At 45.9% G+C, this 17343-nt stretch carries 19 protein-coding genes and 1 tRNA gene; 8 read left to right on the top strand and 12 right to left on the bottom strand.

Annotated elements, in window-relative coordinates:
- Positions 1-83: 83 nt before the first annotated feature.
- Positions 84-566, bottom strand: coding sequence for a GyrI-like domain-containing protein (locus B5D42_RS06985; RefSeq protein ID WP_078830743.1), 483 nt, complete (start codon positions 564-566; stop codon positions 84-86).
- 124 nt (positions 567-690) lie between these two features.
- Here B5D42_RS06985 and B5D42_RS06980 point away from each other — a divergent pair.
- The 5 genes from B5D42_RS06980 to B5D42_RS06960 all read left to right on the top strand — a co-directional run bounded on the left by B5D42_RS06980 (position 691) and on the right by B5D42_RS06960 (position 4544).
- A tRNA-Pro gene (locus tag B5D42_RS06980) sits at positions 691-764 on the top strand.
- A gap of 302 nt (positions 765-1066) precedes the next feature.
- A complete protein-coding gene (locus tag B5D42_RS06975) occupies positions 1067-2101 on the top strand; it encodes a sensor histidine kinase (protein WP_078830742.1) in 1035 nt (344 codons plus the stop codon).
- The gene (locus B5D42_RS06970; RefSeq protein ID WP_078830741.1) at positions 2098-3270 is read left to right on the top strand and encodes a TlpA disulfide reductase family protein; all 1173 of its coding nucleotides are present in this window, start codon (positions 2098-2100) and stop codon (positions 3268-3270) included. Before B5D42_RS06975 ends, B5D42_RS06970 begins: the two co-directional genes overlap by 4 nt.
- A complete protein-coding gene (locus B5D42_RS06965) occupies positions 3267-3953 on the top strand; it encodes a LytR/AlgR family response regulator transcription factor (RefSeq protein WP_078830740.1) in 687 nt (228 codons plus the stop codon). Before B5D42_RS06970 ends, B5D42_RS06965 begins: the two co-directional genes overlap by 4 nt.
- A gap of 138 nt (positions 3954-4091) precedes the next feature.
- Complete coding sequence (locus B5D42_RS06960) at positions 4092-4544, top strand: SRPBCC domain-containing protein (protein ID WP_078830739.1); 453 nt, start codon at positions 4092-4094, stop codon at positions 4542-4544.
- On the opposite strand, the gene B5D42_RS06955 is transcribed toward B5D42_RS06960, so the two are convergent.
- The 4 genes from B5D42_RS06955 to B5D42_RS06940 form a co-directional block, all read right to left on the bottom strand.
- The gene (locus B5D42_RS06955) at positions 4545-5612 is read right to left on the bottom strand and encodes a formylglycine-generating enzyme family protein (RefSeq protein WP_139367029.1); all 1068 of its coding nucleotides are present in this window, start codon (positions 5610-5612) and stop codon (positions 4545-4547) included. It abuts the gene before it with no gap.
- 57 nt (positions 5613-5669) lie between these two features.
- Positions 5670-7196, bottom strand: coding sequence for a sulfatase family protein (locus B5D42_RS06950; RefSeq protein WP_078830737.1), 1527 nt, complete (start codon positions 7194-7196; stop codon positions 5670-5672).
- A 108-nt stretch (positions 7197-7304) separates the two neighbouring features.
- Complete coding sequence (locus tag B5D42_RS06945) at positions 7305-8162, bottom strand: EamA family transporter (protein ID WP_176112932.1); 858 nt, start codon at positions 8160-8162, stop codon at positions 7305-7307.
- 103 nt (positions 8163-8265) lie between these two features.
- Complete coding sequence (locus tag B5D42_RS06940) at positions 8266-8643, bottom strand: iron chaperone (protein WP_078830735.1); 378 nt, start codon at positions 8641-8643, stop codon at positions 8266-8268.
- 105 nt (positions 8644-8748) lie between these two features.
- On the opposite strand from B5D42_RS06940, the gene B5D42_RS06935 reads away from it, so the two are divergent.
- Together B5D42_RS06935 and B5D42_RS06930 are read left to right on the top strand one after the other, a co-directional pair.
- A complete protein-coding gene (locus tag B5D42_RS06935; protein ID WP_078830734.1) occupies positions 8749-9333 on the top strand; it encodes a PhnA domain-containing protein in 585 nt (194 codons plus the stop codon).
- Between the two features lie 73 nt (positions 9334-9406).
- Positions 9407-10633: an exo-beta-N-acetylmuramidase NamZ family protein gene (locus tag B5D42_RS06930; RefSeq protein WP_078830733.1), complete on the top strand. Its 1227-nt coding sequence runs from the start codon at positions 9407-9409 to the stop codon at positions 10631-10633.
- A gap of 280 nt (positions 10634-10913) precedes the next feature.
- Here B5D42_RS06930 and B5D42_RS06925 read toward each other — a convergent pair whose 3' ends face one another.
- The 4 genes from B5D42_RS06925 to B5D42_RS06910 form a co-directional block, all read right to left on the bottom strand.
- Positions 10914-11402 carry a YdeI/OmpD-associated family protein gene (locus tag B5D42_RS06925; RefSeq protein WP_078830732.1) on the bottom strand — a complete coding sequence of 163 codons (489 nt, stop codon included), beginning with the start codon at positions 11400-11402 and terminating at the stop codon, positions 10914-10916.
- 57 nt (positions 11403-11459) lie between these two features.
- Positions 11460-11786, bottom strand: coding sequence for a DMT family transporter (locus tag B5D42_RS06920; RefSeq protein WP_078830731.1), 327 nt, complete (start codon positions 11784-11786; stop codon positions 11460-11462).
- A 63-nt stretch (positions 11787-11849) separates the two neighbouring features.
- Positions 11850-12422: a Crp/Fnr family transcriptional regulator gene (locus B5D42_RS06915; protein WP_078830730.1), complete on the bottom strand. Its 573-nt coding sequence runs from the start codon at positions 12420-12422 to the stop codon at positions 11850-11852.
- 41 nt (positions 12423-12463) lie between these two features.
- Positions 12464-12808, bottom strand: a complete 345-nt coding sequence (locus tag B5D42_RS06910; RefSeq protein WP_078830729.1) for a winged helix-turn-helix transcriptional regulator — start codon at positions 12806-12808, stop codon at positions 12464-12466.
- 179 nt (positions 12809-12987) lie between these two features.
- Here B5D42_RS06910 and B5D42_RS06905 point away from each other — a divergent pair, with 179 nt between their 5' ends.
- Positions 12988-13509, top strand: coding sequence for a GNAT family N-acetyltransferase (locus B5D42_RS06905; RefSeq protein WP_078830728.1), 522 nt, complete (start codon positions 12988-12990; stop codon positions 13507-13509).
- A 328-nt stretch (positions 13510-13837) separates the two neighbouring features.
- Here B5D42_RS06905 and B5D42_RS06900 read toward each other — a convergent pair whose 3' ends face one another.
- From B5D42_RS06900 to B5D42_RS06890, 3 genes are read right to left on the bottom strand one after another with little or no spacing between them, the layout of a single operon-like run.
- Positions 13838-15529 carry a CocE/NonD family hydrolase gene (locus tag B5D42_RS06900; protein WP_078830726.1) on the bottom strand — a complete coding sequence of 564 codons (1692 nt, stop codon included), beginning with the start codon at positions 15527-15529 and terminating at the stop codon, positions 13838-13840.
- Entirely contained in the window at positions 15526-16221 is a 696-nt protein-coding gene (locus B5D42_RS06895) for a LytR/AlgR family response regulator transcription factor (RefSeq protein WP_078830725.1), read from the bottom strand. Before B5D42_RS06895 ends, B5D42_RS06900 begins: the two co-directional genes overlap by 4 nt.
- A complete protein-coding gene (locus B5D42_RS06890; RefSeq protein ID WP_176112931.1) occupies positions 16221-17264 on the bottom strand; it encodes a sensor histidine kinase in 1044 nt (347 codons plus the stop codon). Before B5D42_RS06890 ends, B5D42_RS06895 begins: the two co-directional genes overlap by 1 nt.
- Between the last annotated feature and the right edge of the window lie 79 nt (positions 17265-17343).

Here is a 17343-nt window from a genome sequence, read left to right as displayed (position 1 = left end):
TAGCTTGTTTAATCTGCCACGAAAGTATTAAAATGCGGGTAAATAATAAACGCCGCGCCCTTCTTTCTGTGAAACAATGCTGTCTAAAGCAGTTTTACCGGGATCCAGATCTCTTCTTCAGATTCGGGGTCATTATTCCGGTACCGTTCTCCGAGTACTTCAAAATGAGGTCTGTTGTCGGGCATATAACCTGATCCCGGCAGCCATTCGCCAAAAATATAACTGAACACCGCCGGGTTGCCGGCCATGCCTTTGTAATCGAAAACGGCATAGAGCCCGCCGGGCAAGGTAAATGCTTCCATGTTTTGAGGCAGGTCTGCCCAGTCTGTTACTTCCATAGCTGCCCATTTAATAAAAATCCTGTCGGGGCGGAATGCTGAAAAATAATCCGGTTCGTAGACCTGCAGGGAAAAAAGGTCAGTACCGGCGGGATGCAGAATTTCCTTGCGGCGTGGCATAAAACTTTTCCAGAGCTGCGGCGTTTTATTATCCGCAAGACTCATGGGAAGTGACAGTCCCGCCAGTTTTTTTTCTGTCAGCTGTTCAATTCTTGGTATCAGGTTCATCGGCTTTAAAATATGAATTTAAAGATCAGCTGATTCTCTGTACAGGAAGAAATAATTTGTTTGAAGGGTAGATAATAAGTATCAAAGTGATTATTTTAGCGTTGCCCGACTGGTTATTTTTTTACGGGATGTAGCGCAGCCCGGTAGCGCGCTTCGTTCGGGACGAAGAGGCCGCTGGTTCGAATCCAGTCATCCCGACTAGCGAACGCCCTTAACACGATGTGTTCAGGGCTTTTTTGTTCCCTGCGAGCGCCATGGCAGTTACTACCAGAGATAAACTTTCCGATTTTTTATGCCTGGAAAATTAATCCACACTTTACTTTTCTCGTGTTTAACCTATACCCAGGGATTTTTCTATGGCTGCATTATTGAGACGATGATCAAGAGGTTATAGGCAGACCACGGCTGTATTGATGGTTACCCCATCGTTTCCGGGGTTCACCACATAGATTGCAAACTCGCTAAAGTGTTTACTTTCTTTGAGCTATAAATCTTCAAAGATGAAAGGAAAGGTTAAGCGTATACTGCTTGGCTGGCTAGCTCACTTCGGTATGATTTGGGTTCTGGTTAACCTGTTTCATATTTACGAATACATTATTAACACACCATACACAGGACGCACTCCCTGGGAATTTTTCGTCTATCATACTTTTCATGATATAGATACACTGATTTTGATGATATGTCTTTTTTATATCGAAATCAATCACCAGTATTTTTTTAAAAAACGTCACTTTTTTCTGTTTGTCCTCTCAAGCGCTGTCGTCGGAATGGTTGGATGTGCAACATTCAGTATTATGCAACATGACAACAATAAAGATATATACATAGACTTTGGCCAATTTTTAATCATCACGGTCTATGCTTTACTCTATTCAATTATCCGTAATTATCTGCACCAGATTCGTTACCGAAAAGATTTACAACTTCAACAGTCTAAAAATGAACTCGATGCTTTAAAGGCGCAAATCAATCCTCATTTTTTGTTCAATAGCTTAAATTATCTATACGGAACGGCACTTAATGAAAAGGCACCGGCTACTGCAGATGGTATCGATAAACTTTCTGGTATGATGCGATATACGATAATTGGACTACATGAAAATTTTGTGTCGATTAAAGATGAATTCCAATTTATGGACAACTATTTAGCCTTACAGCAGGCTCGTTTACCCAAAAAAGATAATATCAGAATAGATATCAGAACGCCGGCAGTTTTACCAGACGCTCAGATCGCCCCACTGCTCATTTTGCCTTTTGTGGAGAATGCATTTAAGTACGGAATAAGTATGGATGAACCATGTTTTATACAAATAAGAATTGAAATTTCAGGCAATAAGCTTGTCGCTGTAATCAAAAACAGGATAGTAAAGGGATTGGTTGAGATCAAAGGGAATAACACCGGGATTAAAAACACCATTGAACGATTAAAATTGCTTTATCCTCATAATTATGATTTAACACAAGCGAACGATGGCAATAACCATGAAACGATTTTACAATTGGCATTAAATTCTCAACAGAAAACATCATGAATAAATTTAAATGCTTTACAGCATTATTTCTGCTGCCCTTAATGGCCCTTGCCCAGAAATTCACACTTCATATTCATATTAAAGCTGCTGATGAAAAGACCACAGTATTCTTAATCTGGCAAACAGAAGGAAAGTTAATGCTGGACTCCGCCAAATCAAAGAAAGGGCTGTTTGTGCTATCAGGAACAGTTGACAAGCCTTTAGAGGCCACGTTATTTACAGATTACAAAAATTCAGGGTCTAAACAATTAATGAAGAATGCGAAAAATGGCGCGGCTGTGGATGCCCTGCAATTTTACATTCATCCTGGTAAGATTGGAATCAAAACAGACAGTTTAATCCGTAACGCAGGCTTTTCGGGATCAGTTATCAATTCAGATAATGAACGGTTTAAGTTAATGTTAAAACCGGTCACAGACGAAGAAATGCGAATCAGCAACTTACTCCGGGTTGGCAGGTATGTGGGTAAGGATGCGCAAAAAAGAAGGTTGTCTATACAGGATTCGCTGATGGTTGCCGGATGGTTAAGATCAATCGACAGCCTGGCGTCAGCCAAAAAGCTAATCGTCAAAGCATTCATTGATGCAAACCCCGGCAGTTACATTTCTTTAAAAAATATTATAATCGTTGCAGGTGCATATCCGGATCTGGCGATTATAGAACCCATGTTTAACCGCCTTTCACCAACTGTTAGAAATAGCGTTGATGGCAGAGCATTTAATCAGTTTTTAAATGGTCAGAAAAATGTGGTTCCCGGTAAACTTGCGCCGGATTTCACTCAGAATGACCAGTCGGGTAACCCGATCAGGCTTTCGTCATTCAGAGGCCAATATGTATTGCTCGATTTCTGGGCGTCTTGGTGCGGCCCATGCCGGAAAGATAATCCGGCACTCGTGAGCGTATTCAATGATTTTAAAACAAAGAACTTTGCGGTTTTAGGTGTCTCGCTTGACGATGGTAAATCAGACTGGATCAAAGCCATTCAGGACGATAATTTATCGTGGACACAAGTCTCAGATCTCAGGCATTGGGATAATAGTGTCGCTAAATTATATGGTATACATGGCATTCCGGAGAATTTCTTAATTGACCCCAATGGAGTTATCATTGCAAAAGGATTAACCCCGGGCGACCTACGTAAAAAACTCGAAGAAATATTTGTGAAATGATAATAACCATAGCTGTTGATGATGAACCAGTAGCGCTTGATATTATTAAAAATCACTGCGAAAAAATCCAGTTCGTTCAATTAGCAGCTACTTTTTTAAGTGCTGCTGATGCTTTTCAATACATGAAATCGAACACTGTGGATCTTGTTTTCATGGATATCTCGATGCCCGGATTATCTGGATTGGAATTGGCAGAAATGGTAAAAAACATGGCCCAGATTGTTTTTGTGACCGCACATCCGGAGCATGCCATAAAAGGGTTCGAATTAGCCGCAACTGACTATTTGTTGAAACCGATTAATTATGACCGTTTCCTGAAAGCATGTCAATTGGCGGAAACCAGGAAATTTGCCGGTGACCTAAGGCCCGCAAAAGACGAAATCTTATTTGTGAAGGACGGATTTAATTGGGTATCCGTCAAATTAGACGAGTTGCTTTATATACGAGGCGAAGATAATTATGCTAATTTATTTATGAGAGAGCGGTCTATTCTAACTCGTATGACATTAACAGAACTTCAAAAAAGATTGCCCGTTGGTCAATTTTTGCGTGTTCATAAATCGTTTATTGTTGCCTTGTCTAAAATTGATAAAATAGAAAAGCACCAGATTATCATCAAAGGAACAAAAATTCCATTGTCAATGATCTCAGCTGATACATTACTAAAGAAGTTAAGTGCGTAATCAATAAGCATATTGGATGTAGCTGCAATATTCTAACTTTGGCCCTGACATTTAATGTAGTTGTATATTGATCGTTTAATACATCACGGGAAGAGTGCATACTGTTAATTAACCTTCGTAAAGAATCAATATCATATTATGGAAAATATCTCCAGCCGCGAAATTCAGATCAGTGCCAGGCTTCATGCACCCGATGAACTCGTCTGGGAAATGTGGACCAACCCCGAACATCTGATCAACTGGTGGGGACCTGACGGGTTCACTTCTACCATACACCATATGGATCTGACAGAAGGCGGTGAATGGCTGCTGACACTGCACGGTCCCGACGGAACAAATTATCCCAACAGGAGTGTTTACAAAGAGATCGTTCCCTTCAGGAAGATGGTGTTCGAACACTTCAATCCTCATTTTATTACAACGGTATTGTTTACGCCTCTTGGTGAAGAAACTCAGCTCGACTGGACCATGTTATTTGATTCTGCAGAAATGCGGGAAACTATCGTAAAAGCACATAAGGCGGATGAAGGTCAGCGGCAGAATATCGAAAAGCTGAAGCACTATCTTTTATCGCTGCAGGGCGAAGAATAATTATTGATCCGATACACAGCGGAAGCCAGTATTCTCAAGGCCTGTATCAGGCGAGGATTTCATGCGCGATGCAACACGGTAGCCTTTACAGTAAGATGCATGACACATGAACGAGCCGCCGCGTACGGTCTTTTTTGCCACTCCAGGCTCCATGGGGTCATTGCTTTGTGCAGGTCCCTTTGGATTGATGAGAACGCGGTTATTGCCCTGGCTGTAATAATGATGATCATACCAGTCGCTGCACCATTCCCATACATTGCCGGCCATATCTGAAAGCCCGTAACCATTGGCAGGAAAAGAAGTAACGGGAGCAAGTCCGCGATAACCATCACGAACCGTATTGCTGAAAGGAAAATTCCCCTGCCAGGTATTGGCTTTACTCTTTCCTTTATCAATGCCTTCATTGCCCCAGGGGAATGAAGCATTTTTCAAACCACCTCTTGCGGCATATTCCCATTCGGCTTCTGTAGGCAGGCGTTTCCCGGCCCATTTTGCATAAGCAGCGGCATCGTACCATGAAACATGTACTACTGGATATTGTTCTTTTCCTTCAATACTGCTGCCTGGTCCCTGCGGATGGCGCCAGCTGGCCCCTGCTTTCCAGTTCCACCAGCGCGAAGGATCGTTTAAGGGAACAGCTCCTGCGGTAGGTGTGAAAACGAGCGAAGCTGCTACCAGTTGCTCATCCGGTGGTTTGGGTGTTCCCGGCGGCAGTTCTTTTTTCAGTGTTTCCCAATCGGGCGTGATTTCTGCAGTGGTGATATAACCCGTAGCATCAACGAAGGCTTTGAACTGCGCATTGGTCACTTCTGTACGATCCATCCAGAAACCAGTTACGGTTACGGCATGCGCGGGATATTCGTCATCCCTTCCTTCCTTATCTGATGATCCCATATCGAAAGTTCCGCCTTCGATCCGTACCATATTATGATGCGATATTGTACCGGGTGCGCGCTGCGCCGCTTCCTTAACCGGAACACTAAACCGCGCCGGCAGTTTGCCGGAACAGGAAAGTGTGTCCGTTTCAACACTGCCTGTTTTATTCCTGCACGAAACACACAAGAGCATGCATAACAAAATGCAGCAGGGGAGGTGATATGTCCTGAGGTATAACCGCATGATCCGTTAACCTCCGCTCGCAGGCGCTGTCATGAAGTTTTTCTTCCACAGATCAACATTGTCATCATTCGCCTGCTTTTTACCCGGTGTACTCCGGCCATCGTTCACATATTTTTCCATCAACAGTGTAAGACGTTGCACAACCTCGGGATATTTGTCTTGTACATTATGTTCTTCTTTGATATCAGATGCAAGATTATAAAGCTGCACGGGCGGCATGCCAGCTTTGAATGCTTCATCATTTTTCGGCTTCTCCCAACCGCCGGAACCAGGACAAAGGATCAGTTTCCAGTTGCCCTCACGGATCGCGAAATAACCGTTGATGGAATGATGTACAGTAGCTTCCCGGATTGGTTTGGAAGTATTGCCGGTAAGATAAGGAAGTATGTTATAGCTGTCTTCACCTGCATTATCAGGCAGTGGCTTACCGATGATCGCGGATACGGTTGCCATGAAGTCGGAAAGACAAACCGTACTGGCATTGGTAGTACCCGCTTTTATTTTTCCCGGCCAGCTGGCAAGGAAAGGAATACGGTGCCCGCCTTCCCAGATATCGGATTTGTAGCCCCTGAAATCCATGCTGGGATAATGGCCTAAAGACTCCACATTCATTTTCGGTAATACATAAGGCGCAAAACCATTATCGCTGGTGAAGATCACAAGTGTATTCTTTGCCTGACCAGATTCTTCGAGTGCTTTGAGCAGTTCACCTACAGACCAGTCCGTTTCCTGCACATAATCTCCATATTCCATAACGCCGCTTTTTCCTTTGAAGCGGTTAGTAGGTACAATAGGGGTGTGTGGCGAAGGCATGGGAAAGTAAAGGAAAAAAGGTTTCTTGCCGGTTGCCTGTTGTTTAATAAAAGAAACGGCCTTGGCTGTAAAATCGCCCACACAGTTTTCTGCTTCAAAATCTTTTTCCGCAGGCCCTTCTCTTCCGTATTTCTTTTTAACGGTGGGCAATCCTACACACGCATTATTCTCCAGGTAAATAAAAGGCGGCATATCGAGTGATGCTGCGATACCAAAGAAATAATCGAATCCCCGTTCAACAGGGCCGCCCCTGAAAGGTTTTGCATAATCGACAGTTAAAGTGCCGGTATCGGTTTTTTTCATGGCCCAGTCGAGCCCAAGGTGCCATTTGCCGATGCATGCCGTAGCATAGCCATTCTGCTGCAGCAGCGATGCAACGGTAAGTCGTTCGGGTGCTATCAGCGGAGCACTGGATCCGTTGAGCACGCCGCTTTTCAGTTTGGTACGCCAGGCATAGCGTCCTGTAAGAATACTGTAGCGGGAAGGTGTGCATACGGCAGAAGAAGAATGCACGTCAGTAAGTACGGTTCCTTCTTTACCGATCCTGTCGATATTAGGCGTGGCGATCTTACCCTGCGGGTTGAGGTATTTCACATCACCATAGCCCATATCATCTGCCAGGATATAAATAATATTGGGACGCTGGGGTGCGGACTTCTGTGCAACGCCGGCAAAACTTGCCAGCATAAGAAGGGGTAGTATGGCGCAGATCTTTTTCATATGGCTTGTATTGCCAACGAAACTACCGGCAGATCATGATACGATTTGCCGGCAGGATATGCTGTTTATTAAGTGATATTAACTGTATCGCCTGCACGAAAACTGTGATCAGACATCCGAAACGGTTTTCTTTTTTGCGGTGATAGCAGCGCCGGCACTGGCCGCAACGATCAGTATTACCGCCAGCCATTCGGAAAAAGAGAAATGTTCGTTGAGGAAAAGAAAGCTGAAGACACTGGCCACCGCCGGTTCAAGACTCATAAGAATACTGAATGTGCGGGCCGGCAGTTGCCGCAAAGCCTGCATCTCCAGGCTGTAAGGAAGTGCGCCGGATAAGATGGCCACACCAGCTCCGGCCAGCAGCAGCACAGGGGTGAGTTGTGTCAGCCCGCCGCCTGCAATGCCAAAAGGCAGTACAACCAGCGTGGCGAAGATCATTCCAATGGATACGGCAGCGCCGCCGGGTAATACACGCGACACCCTGCCGCCGAGTACAATGTAGAAGGCCCATAAAGTTCCGGCCAGCAGTGCAAGCAACGCACCAACCATGTCGATATTGCCAGCAATGCTCCAGGGTGCGATCAGTACAATTCCTGCGGCAGCCATCACAACCCAGAGCAGATCCTGCAGTTTACGCGATCCGGTAACAGCCAGTACGAGCGGACCAACAAATTCAAGCGTAACGGCAATGCCAAGCGGAATGCGTTCCAGCGCGAGATAGAAAACCAGGTTCATGGTGCCCAGTGCGAGTCCGTAAGGCACAACGGCTTTCCATTGCTGTGCGGTAAGTTTCCTGAGGTTGGGCCGGAAAATAGCCAGTAAAATAATGCAGGATAAACTGGTACGGATAGCGGCTGTTCCGCCGGATCCGAGCGCCGGGAAGAGGCCTTTCGCAACGGCAGCTCCGCCCTGTACACTGACAATTGCCAGTAATACGGCTGGTATGGGAGGGAGTTGCTTTTTCATGTTCACTATTATTGAGCCTGCAAACTTACAGGTAATTATGAAAGCCTACGATGGGAGAAGTGGGGATTAATCATTTAATGACCGGCGAAGCAGAGCGAACTTATTATTTCTTTTTCTTCTTAGCCGCCTTCAGTTCATTTTCCGCTACACGGTAATGCACGATCTGTGTAATAAGTTTAAGTGGTAAAGGTTCTCCGATGGGAAACTGTACTGAGCCCTTCCCGGTTTTATAAGGCGACAATGCTTTTTCAAAAGCTTCGATGCCGGTGGGTGCAGGATAGAATCCGATATGATGGCTGAATGCCGCGAAGTGCACCAGGTTGCCGTTCAGTACAAAAGTGGGCATCGCATATTTAATAGCTTCTTTTGCACCAGGAGCGGCTTTCTGAATGGTGCTGCGGACTTGTTGTAACAGGACCTGCACTTCTTTTGGAAACTCAGAAATATAGGTGTCGATATCCGGTGCGATACTCCCTTTCATGATCTGTGATTAAGGTTTTGTAAAGTACAAAAAGACAGGCATAATTAACATTATGCAGCAGCAGCCGTTGAATTATGTTACCTTGCGGGCCCAAAATACAGCGGTATGAAAATGGAAGAGATCTTACAGAACAGGAGTAATGGCAAATGCGAATTATGCGGATCTGCGGAAAGCGTACAATTATACAGTGTGCTGCCGCAGGATAACCGCACCGCGGATAACAGCATCATGGTATGCAGCAAATGCCAGGTTCAGATCGATAAAAAAGCCCCTCTCGACCAGGAGCACTGGAAATGCCTCACCGAAACCATGTGGAGTGAAGTGCCGGGCATCCAGGTAACGGCATGGCGTATGCTGAACAGGCTGCGTGCGGAAAGCTGGGCCACGGATCAGCTGGATATGCTTTATCTCGATGATGAAACACTTGCCTGGGCCAAAGCAACCGGCGATCATGAAAGCGATGGTACTGTAGACCTTCATCTCGACGCTAACGGTAACCAGCTGCTGCAGGGCGATACCGTAATTCTTACCCGCTCACTCGATGTGAAGGGAACTTCCCTGAACGCTAAAATGGGAACGGTTGTAAAAAACATCCGCCTGGTAGAAGATAATACAGAACAGATAGAAGGTAAGATCGAAGGACAGGTGATCGTGATCCTTACCAAATATGTGCGCAAGCAGGGTAACTAATATATTCTGCATTTTAATGCTGAATTAAGTTCAAATATTTGCGGCTTTGTGCGGTCTTTAGTAGATTTAGCGCATGAAAACATCATTATTAGGACTGTTATTCCTTTCTGCTGTTGGTGTCTGGAACATTGGCAGTATCGCTGAAAAGCCTGTTGATAATCCGCCGGCTGGTTCAAAGATCATCCCTGCGGCAGACCAGACTGAAAAATACCTGCCTTACCTGAAAGGGAAAAGAATCGGGATCGTGGGTAATCAGACTTCCGTGATCGGTAAAACACACCTGGTTGATAGTTTACGTTCGCTGGGCATACAGATTGTAAAAGCATTTGGTCCTGAACATGGCTTCCGCGGAAAGGCAAGCGCCGGGGTTAAAGTGGGCGATGAAGTAGATTCCGCAACCGGCATACGCATTATTTCATTATACGGTCCTAAGAGAAAGCCAACCAAAGAAGACCTGGCAGATATAGACCTGATGATATATGATATCCAGGATGTAGGTTGCCGTTTTTATACCTATATCAATGTGCTGGCAGATGTGATGGAAGCCTGCGCCGAAAATAACAAAGAGTTACTGATCCTCGACCGTCCTAACCCGAACGGATATTTTGTAGACGGGCCGGTGCTGGATATGAAACTCAAATCAGGTATCGGTAAATTCCCCATCCCGATCACGCATGGCATGACGATCGGCGAATTTGCGAAAATGGTCAACGGTGAAGGCTGGCTGGCCAATAAAGTGCAGTGTCAGATCAAAATCATACCGGTCGCGAATTACACGCACGATATGATGTATACCTTGCCCGTAAATCCTTCACCAAACCTGAATACACCATTGTCGATCCTGCTGTATCCTTCCACCTGTGTTTATGAAGGAACCATACTTAACTATGGCCGCGGAACCTATACACCCTTTACTATACTCGGTGCACCAAAGTTGAAAGGGAAATATGCTTTCTCTTTTACACCTGTAAGCATCAAAGGCATGTCTGAGGCGCCGCTGTATATGAATGAAGTCTGCTATGGCCTAGACCTGAGCAAGTATAACTTAGACTCCCTGGTGAAGACGAAGCGGATCAACATTTCCTGGATCCAGGAAATGTATAACGCGTATCCTGAAAAAGAGAAATTCTTCGATTTCAAGCAAAGCAAGGAGATCGGCAATGTGGATTACCGTACGGGTGATTCCAGATTCAAAGAGCAGATCATGGCCAATGTTCCCGAAGAAGAGATCCGCAAAAGCTGGGAACCTGCGCTGGGTAATTATAAACAAATGCGGTTGAAATACCTGCTGTATAAATAACACTAATTTAAAATGGCCGGGTTTACCGGCCATTTTAAATTTAAGATAAACATATACTGGCTACATGTTTATAAGCAAAATTTGCAAGCGAATTGCAGGCATGGCTTACTCATCCATTTTGCTTTTTAAATCCATCCTTACATGTAATATCCTGATGATTTCGATATCTGGTTGCCGCTGGGCACAAGGAATGCGATCATCCCGCTAACATCATCTGTAACGGCAGCTCTGTAACCGAGATCGCGTTGTTGCATGTTTCCCATTGAAAATGGTGTTGTTGTCAATCAATATTCCGCTCATGGTGTTTTAGTCCTTTTTCAAGCAAACTAAGCGTGCGGGTAATCCTGTCCACTTTTGTTGCTGTCGTTTTTGCATCGGTGATCCAGTTGATGAAAGCTTTCTGTTCGCCTTCGGTATAACTGAGAAAGACCTTATGCGCCAGTGGATTGTCGTGCAGACAATCCAACAAGTCTTCCGGAATGGTAAGCGGATCGTTATCTGCATACAGAATGATATGCACCCAGGCTCCGGCCTGCTTGCCAATCTTCTTGCGGATATCCGCTTTCACTGGCAGGAACAGGTCTCCGTTCTTCATGGGCATAAGATGATACCCGCTGATCCCGTAATCATCGATACTGCCTTTTACCCTGATCATGCCAAAAGCCCTGGTGCCATCTCCCCGGATTCCCGGGATAGCGGCATAGGTCCAGCCGCCCTTGCCTGGAAATTTTTCGAGCAGGTATTTTTTGTTGGTCAGTGCTTTTTCCATGGGATGAGACAAATGTATCTGATCACAATTTAAATGTCATTGCGTAATTATACCTTTTTAATGTGAAGCAGCTTTAAGTCCGATGATGGAACCGATCAGCGTGATAAGAAAGAACACACGCCAGAAATTTGCAGGATCTTTGAAGAAGAGGATCCCCATCAGCGCGGTACCTACGGCCCCGATGCCCGTCCATACTGCATAAGCCGTTCCGATCGGAAGTGTCTGTGTGGCTTTGACAAGCAGTACCATGCTGATGGTCAGCGAAACGAGGAAGCCGCCATACCAGGCATACATTTCCGTTCCGGTGCTTTCCTTGGCCTTGCCGAGGCAGGATGCAAATGCTACTTCAAACAAACCCGCAATGATGAGGATGATCCAGTTCATTTCTTTTTTTGCAAAATTGCAGAAATGCCGGCGGGAACATTTTTACAAATGATAAAAAATACTTCAGCGGATCTCGGCCCTGATCCGGCTCAGGCTTACCTGGGTAATTCCGAGATAAGAAGCAATATGACCTAGCGACACACGCTGTATCAGACCAGGATTATTTTCCATCAGTTCCTTATAGCGTTCGGTGGCTGTGCGGAATTGCCGGGAGATCAGTCGCTCTTCGGTCCGGATCAGTTCCAGTTCGGCAAATTTTCGTCCCCAGTTGGCGATAGCTATATCGGATTGAAACAGCTTCTGTAGTGAAGCTGTTTTTAACGCATATAATGTGCAATCTTCCAGCAATTCTATGTTCTCATAACCTGGTAATTGTTCTACGTAACTTCTCATGGAGATCACCGGGTCGCCTTCCTGTCCGAACCAGAAAGTGATTTCCGGATCGCCGGGAGCATACGCGCGCACGATACCTTGTTTAATAAAATAAATACTTGTTTCCACCCTGCCTGCCCGCAAGAGAATTGTTCCGCGGGCTAATTGTATTTCTTCGGTACAGGCTGCAAAAGCCAGCTTCGATGCTTCAGAAAGCACCTGTCTGGTATCAAGGATCTCGTCTAGGTTTTTTGAAGGCGGCATGTGGAATTAAAAGTAAGATAAAGGCCAGACAGATAATAATATTACTCCTTTGTTATGGCTTCACAATAATCCATGCTCCACCGGAACATGTCTTTAATCAGCACACTCAGTTTCAACCCCAGATCAGTAAGACTGTATTCAATATGCAATGGTTTTTCCCTGATGGTTGTTTTTGTAATGAGCTTATCTTCCTGCAACTCACGCAATTGCCTGGCAAGTACCCGCTTGTGTATCTTGATCTCTTTCTTAAGTTCACTGTATCGGTTACAGCCACCGGCAATCTGCAGCAATATGGCGGCTTTGCGTTTTCCTTTGATAAACTCAATACACAGGTCAACCGGACAGGTTACTCCTTTAAATTCTCCAGCTTCAATCGCTGCAATCATAACAGATTTTTTAAGTGACAAAATTGACACTGCTTGTTCGGCAAAAACAAACGTTGAACATTTGCGGTAAAGTTATACAGCCTGGTATACCGGATGAAGCGGATCTGCTGAAATGCATGATCAGGCCACCGGACTTTACCGGCCGCAGTATCGTGCAATCAAATCAATTAAAATAATTTATGGAAACACAATGGCTTATACGAAATGCAATGCCGCATGAATTTGAACGGACCGGCCAGCTGATGGTGGATGCATATATCGCCCTCGAAGCATTTCCGGGCCCTGATGAAGAGCCCCGCTATTACCAGATGCTTGCAAACGTTGGAACGTTAACTGAAAAACCCGGTGTTGATCTGATCATATGTATATCAGGCGATGGTGTAATTGCCGGTGCAGTTGTCTATTTTGAAGATATGGCACATTATGGATCCGGTGCCGACGTGTCAGGCGAAAAAGAGGCCGCGGGGTTCAGGCTCCTCGCTGTGGCTGCGCATACGCGTGGCTGTGGTATCGGTAAAATGCTGGTTAGTGAATGTATCCGGAGGGCAGGGATTCAAAAAAGACGCCAGGTGATCATTCACAGCACAAAATTTATGCGGGTTGCCTGGGGCATGTATGAACGAATGGGATTTAAACGCGCTGCAGAACTCGATTTTACAACTGGCCGTGTGGTGGTGGCGGGGTTCAGGCTGGGGCTATAGATGATTGGGTGAGGGCGAAGTGAGGGTGTGTGAGGCATATAAATCGCAGGCGATTTATATGGGGTGGGGGTTAGGGTGTGACTTCGTTATAAGCGGAACTTTTAAAAAATGGACCATGCCCATCAAAGACTGGGGCATGATCCCTGGGCAGTTCTTAACTATATTTGATAACAGGGGTCAGAATTTAAACTCGTAACCCCCGATTTGAAAGTTTACACACTTAATGGGATAGTCCCCCGGAATAAACCGCAGATTTATCCCGCCTCACACTCCTCACTTCGCCCTCACCCCACCTTCATTTCGCCCCCACCCCACCTCACCCCGCATTTCACTCCCTGCTCATCCCCAACATAAAATAACTCTGCGAACTCCACTTTATTTTTAACGGCTCTCCTGCATCGCGCAGCGTTTCATGGCTTACGTCTTTGCCTGTTCCATAATTGACCTGTGCAAAAGGATTTTTATTGATGTTCAGCACCACCAGTAACCGGCTTCCCTGCTGCAATTGTTTGCTGAATAGTCGCGAACGGCTAACGGGAATCTCTTCTGCCTTGCCAGGAACGAGCAGTTTACGTTTGGTCATATCTGCTGCATAACTGGCGCGACCCAGGTAATAGGAGAGCTGGAAAAAACGGCCGTCAGGCAATACTTCGTAAAGGCCTATACCGATATCCATATCTTTTTTATTGATCACTGCTTTTAATAAGCCGGTTACACTGCCGCTTACGGTAACTGGTTTGTCAAATGGTTTTGACCAGAAGAATAAACCATTCGATGTATCGAGCTCGGCTTTAATGATCGGATCGGGATAGGAACTGTTGGTCCAGTGATCGCGATCTGCAAAATCGATTTCCTGCAAATGATATTTTTCTTTCAGGGGCCTGGTGAAGGATAATTCCCCGCTCTCCGAAAGGTAAAGCCGGTATACGCTGTCTTCCATTTTTTCCAGTGATGGCGCATGTTTCCAGCGATTGGCTCCCATCACTTCAAAATTGATCTTATCCCGGAGTATTGCCGGCCTGGGCCCGCTTTTAAGAATATGATCGAGCCACTGGAATGTGAGTGTTCTCGTATTGATGATCGCAACAGAATCTACCTGGTAACCCCGCAGCATTCGCGTTCCTCCCTGCTGTGCACCAAAATGATCATAAGGTCCGATGACGAGATAGTGATCTGCGGCCGGATTATACAGGTAATGTTGTTTGAGATATTCGATGGCCGAGATCTGGCCGTCATCGTAATAACCGGTAATACTCAGGACAGGTATTTTAATCCGTGCATATTCTTTGCCATACGGCACCATCGATTGCCAGTAGCTGTCGTAGCCTGGGTGCGAAAGCCATTTCTGCAGCCAGGGATTAGCCACTCCGTCGATGCTGTCGATTTTATTATAAGGCCTGCCGCTGTAGAACCAGTTGAGGCGCATTTTCCGGAATCGTTCCCTGTCGTTATTGACAGCAGTATCGGTGAGTTTATTATTGGTTACATAAAACGGCCACTGGTAATTAGCGGTGATGAATACATTGTTTTCCATCGGCAACCCCAGGCCGGGTATGGCTGCAACATAAGGCACGATGGTTTTTAACGCCGGATGCGGATGCTTCAGTGCGGCCCACTGCGCAAAACCGGAGTAACTGCCGCCGTACATTCCAACGCGGCCATCGCTCCAGGACTGCCGTACAATCCAGCTGATAACTGCATTCACATCCTGCGCCTCATGTTCATAAGGTTCAATAAGATCGGGGCTTAACCGTTTGCCGCGCGTATCTGCCACAATACCCACATACCCGCGATCTGCAGCATATTTTGCTTCCTCAAGGCTGCGGTCGCGGTTGGCATAGATAAAGAACATAAGCGCCGCCGGCTGTTTGGCGGGCGCATCTTTTTTCCTGACCACTACAGCAGATAATGTGGCACCATAAGGAGTACGGATCAGTACGCTGTCTTCAATGAGATAAGGCTGCGCCCCGCCGGTATGCAACAATAACATACCCAGCACAAATACAATAAATGATTTCATAGATTCTGTTGTGTTTTTTTGAATGCGGCCGATTGCCGTTCGGAGAAGACCACCTGCTGACCGGTCGTGAGCATTGCGTGCAGGATGCCTTCTTTATTATGTATGGAACTGATAAAACGAAGATTGATTAGCTGCTGCCTGTTGGCACGGAAAAAATGAACCGGATCGAGCGCAGCTTCGAGCTGGATGAGCGAGGTTTTCAACAGTGGTTTTTTGTCGCGCATGTGTATGCATACATATGCATCTGCGGATTCGATCAAGGCGGCTTCACTCCATCTTGCAAAATGATATTTCGCTCCATCTTTTATAAAAAAGAAAGATTCGTTGCTGTTCCGGATGCGTTGCGCTGCTTCCCGTACAGCTTTTGCAAATCGTTCATCACGCACCGGTTTGAGCAGATAATCGATAGCGCTTACTTCAAAAGCCCTGAGTGCAAATCGATCGAATGCCGTTACAAAGATCACCGCGGGTATTACGGGCAGCGATTCCAGTAATTCAAAACCTGACCTGCCCGGCATCTGGATATCCAGGAAGAGCAGATCCGGATGCAGTTCCTGGATCTGCGACTCTGCTTCATCTGCATTTCCGGCCTCGCCCACGATATCAAACTGCGGGAATGCGGCCAGTGCACGTTTCAGCTCTTCGCGGGCCGAGCGCTCATCGTCTATTATGATGGTCCTGATGCTGTTCATTATAAAGGAATAAAAAGACTTGCTGTTACAATACCCTGTTGTTCCGAAATACTGAAAACGGCCTTGTTTTTATAAAGTATTTCCAGTCGTTCCTTCAGATTTTTTAACCCGATGCCATTACCGGCACCCAGTTTTCCGGGATGGCTTACTGTAATACCATACCCGTTTTCCTGCAGTATTCCGCTGATGATAAGATGTCCGCCCTGTTTATTAAGTGCTATTCCGTGCTTTACAGCGTTCTCCACCATCGTGATCAGTGAAAGCCGCGGGATGGATAATTCACGCAGACCATCATCCATCACAACTTCATACTGTAACCGGTCTTCCATCCGTAGCTGTTCGAGCTCCAGGTAATCGAGTGTAAGAGCTAATTCGGCGTGAATGGTCGTTTCCTGATGTTCGTCTTCATAGAGACTCGTCCGTAATATTTCACTCAGCAAATCGATGCCACGTCTTGCTGATGCGGGCTGTCCGATCACCATCGACTTGATCGTATTCAGTGCATTGAAAAGAAAATGCGGATTAAGCTGTGCCGACAGATTCTGCAACTGTGCATCTTTTAAAGCGAGTTGTAGTTGCCCGTTCTCCTGTATCAGCCTCATTTCGCGCAGCGCATAATGGTAGCCGTGGTAAGCCAGCATCCAGATAGACATAAGCCTCACACCAGCCATGGCAACACCGAGTGTATTGGCGTTGATAAAGTCATATACATCCTGCGAAAACCCCGGCACCAGGTAGAAACGGATCAGATAGATCTTTGTTAAGGTAACTACCGTGTAAGCCGCAGCCAGTACGATGATGGCAGGAAAGAGCCGTTTCAGCAAGGGTTTCAGCGCCAGTTGCTGCCATTGATTACGCAGTACGAAAAGTCGGTACAAATGTGTAATGCCGATGTATAAGATCACGTCGGAAACCAGGTGTACCAGCGCAAGTGAAAAATTGAATCCGCCCGACAACATCCCGGAGAAGGACCAGTACAGCGAAGCTGCCGTCCAGCCGACCAGCTGACATTGCCAGTATAAAGAATGTTTCTTGCGCTTCATGGAATAAAGCAACAACATTGTTGGAATTAATACCGTATAAAATACCTGAACGCGGTAATTTATGGGACGAGTGCCATGA

The sequence above is a fragment of the Sediminibacterium ginsengisoli genome (assembly GCF_900167075.1).
GTDB lineage: Bacteria > Bacteroidota > Bacteroidia > Chitinophagales > Chitinophagaceae > Sediminibacterium > Sediminibacterium ginsengisoli.
The sequence above is the reverse complement of the archived record's forward strand: the minus strand, read 5'-3'. Positions and strand labels throughout refer to the sequence as shown.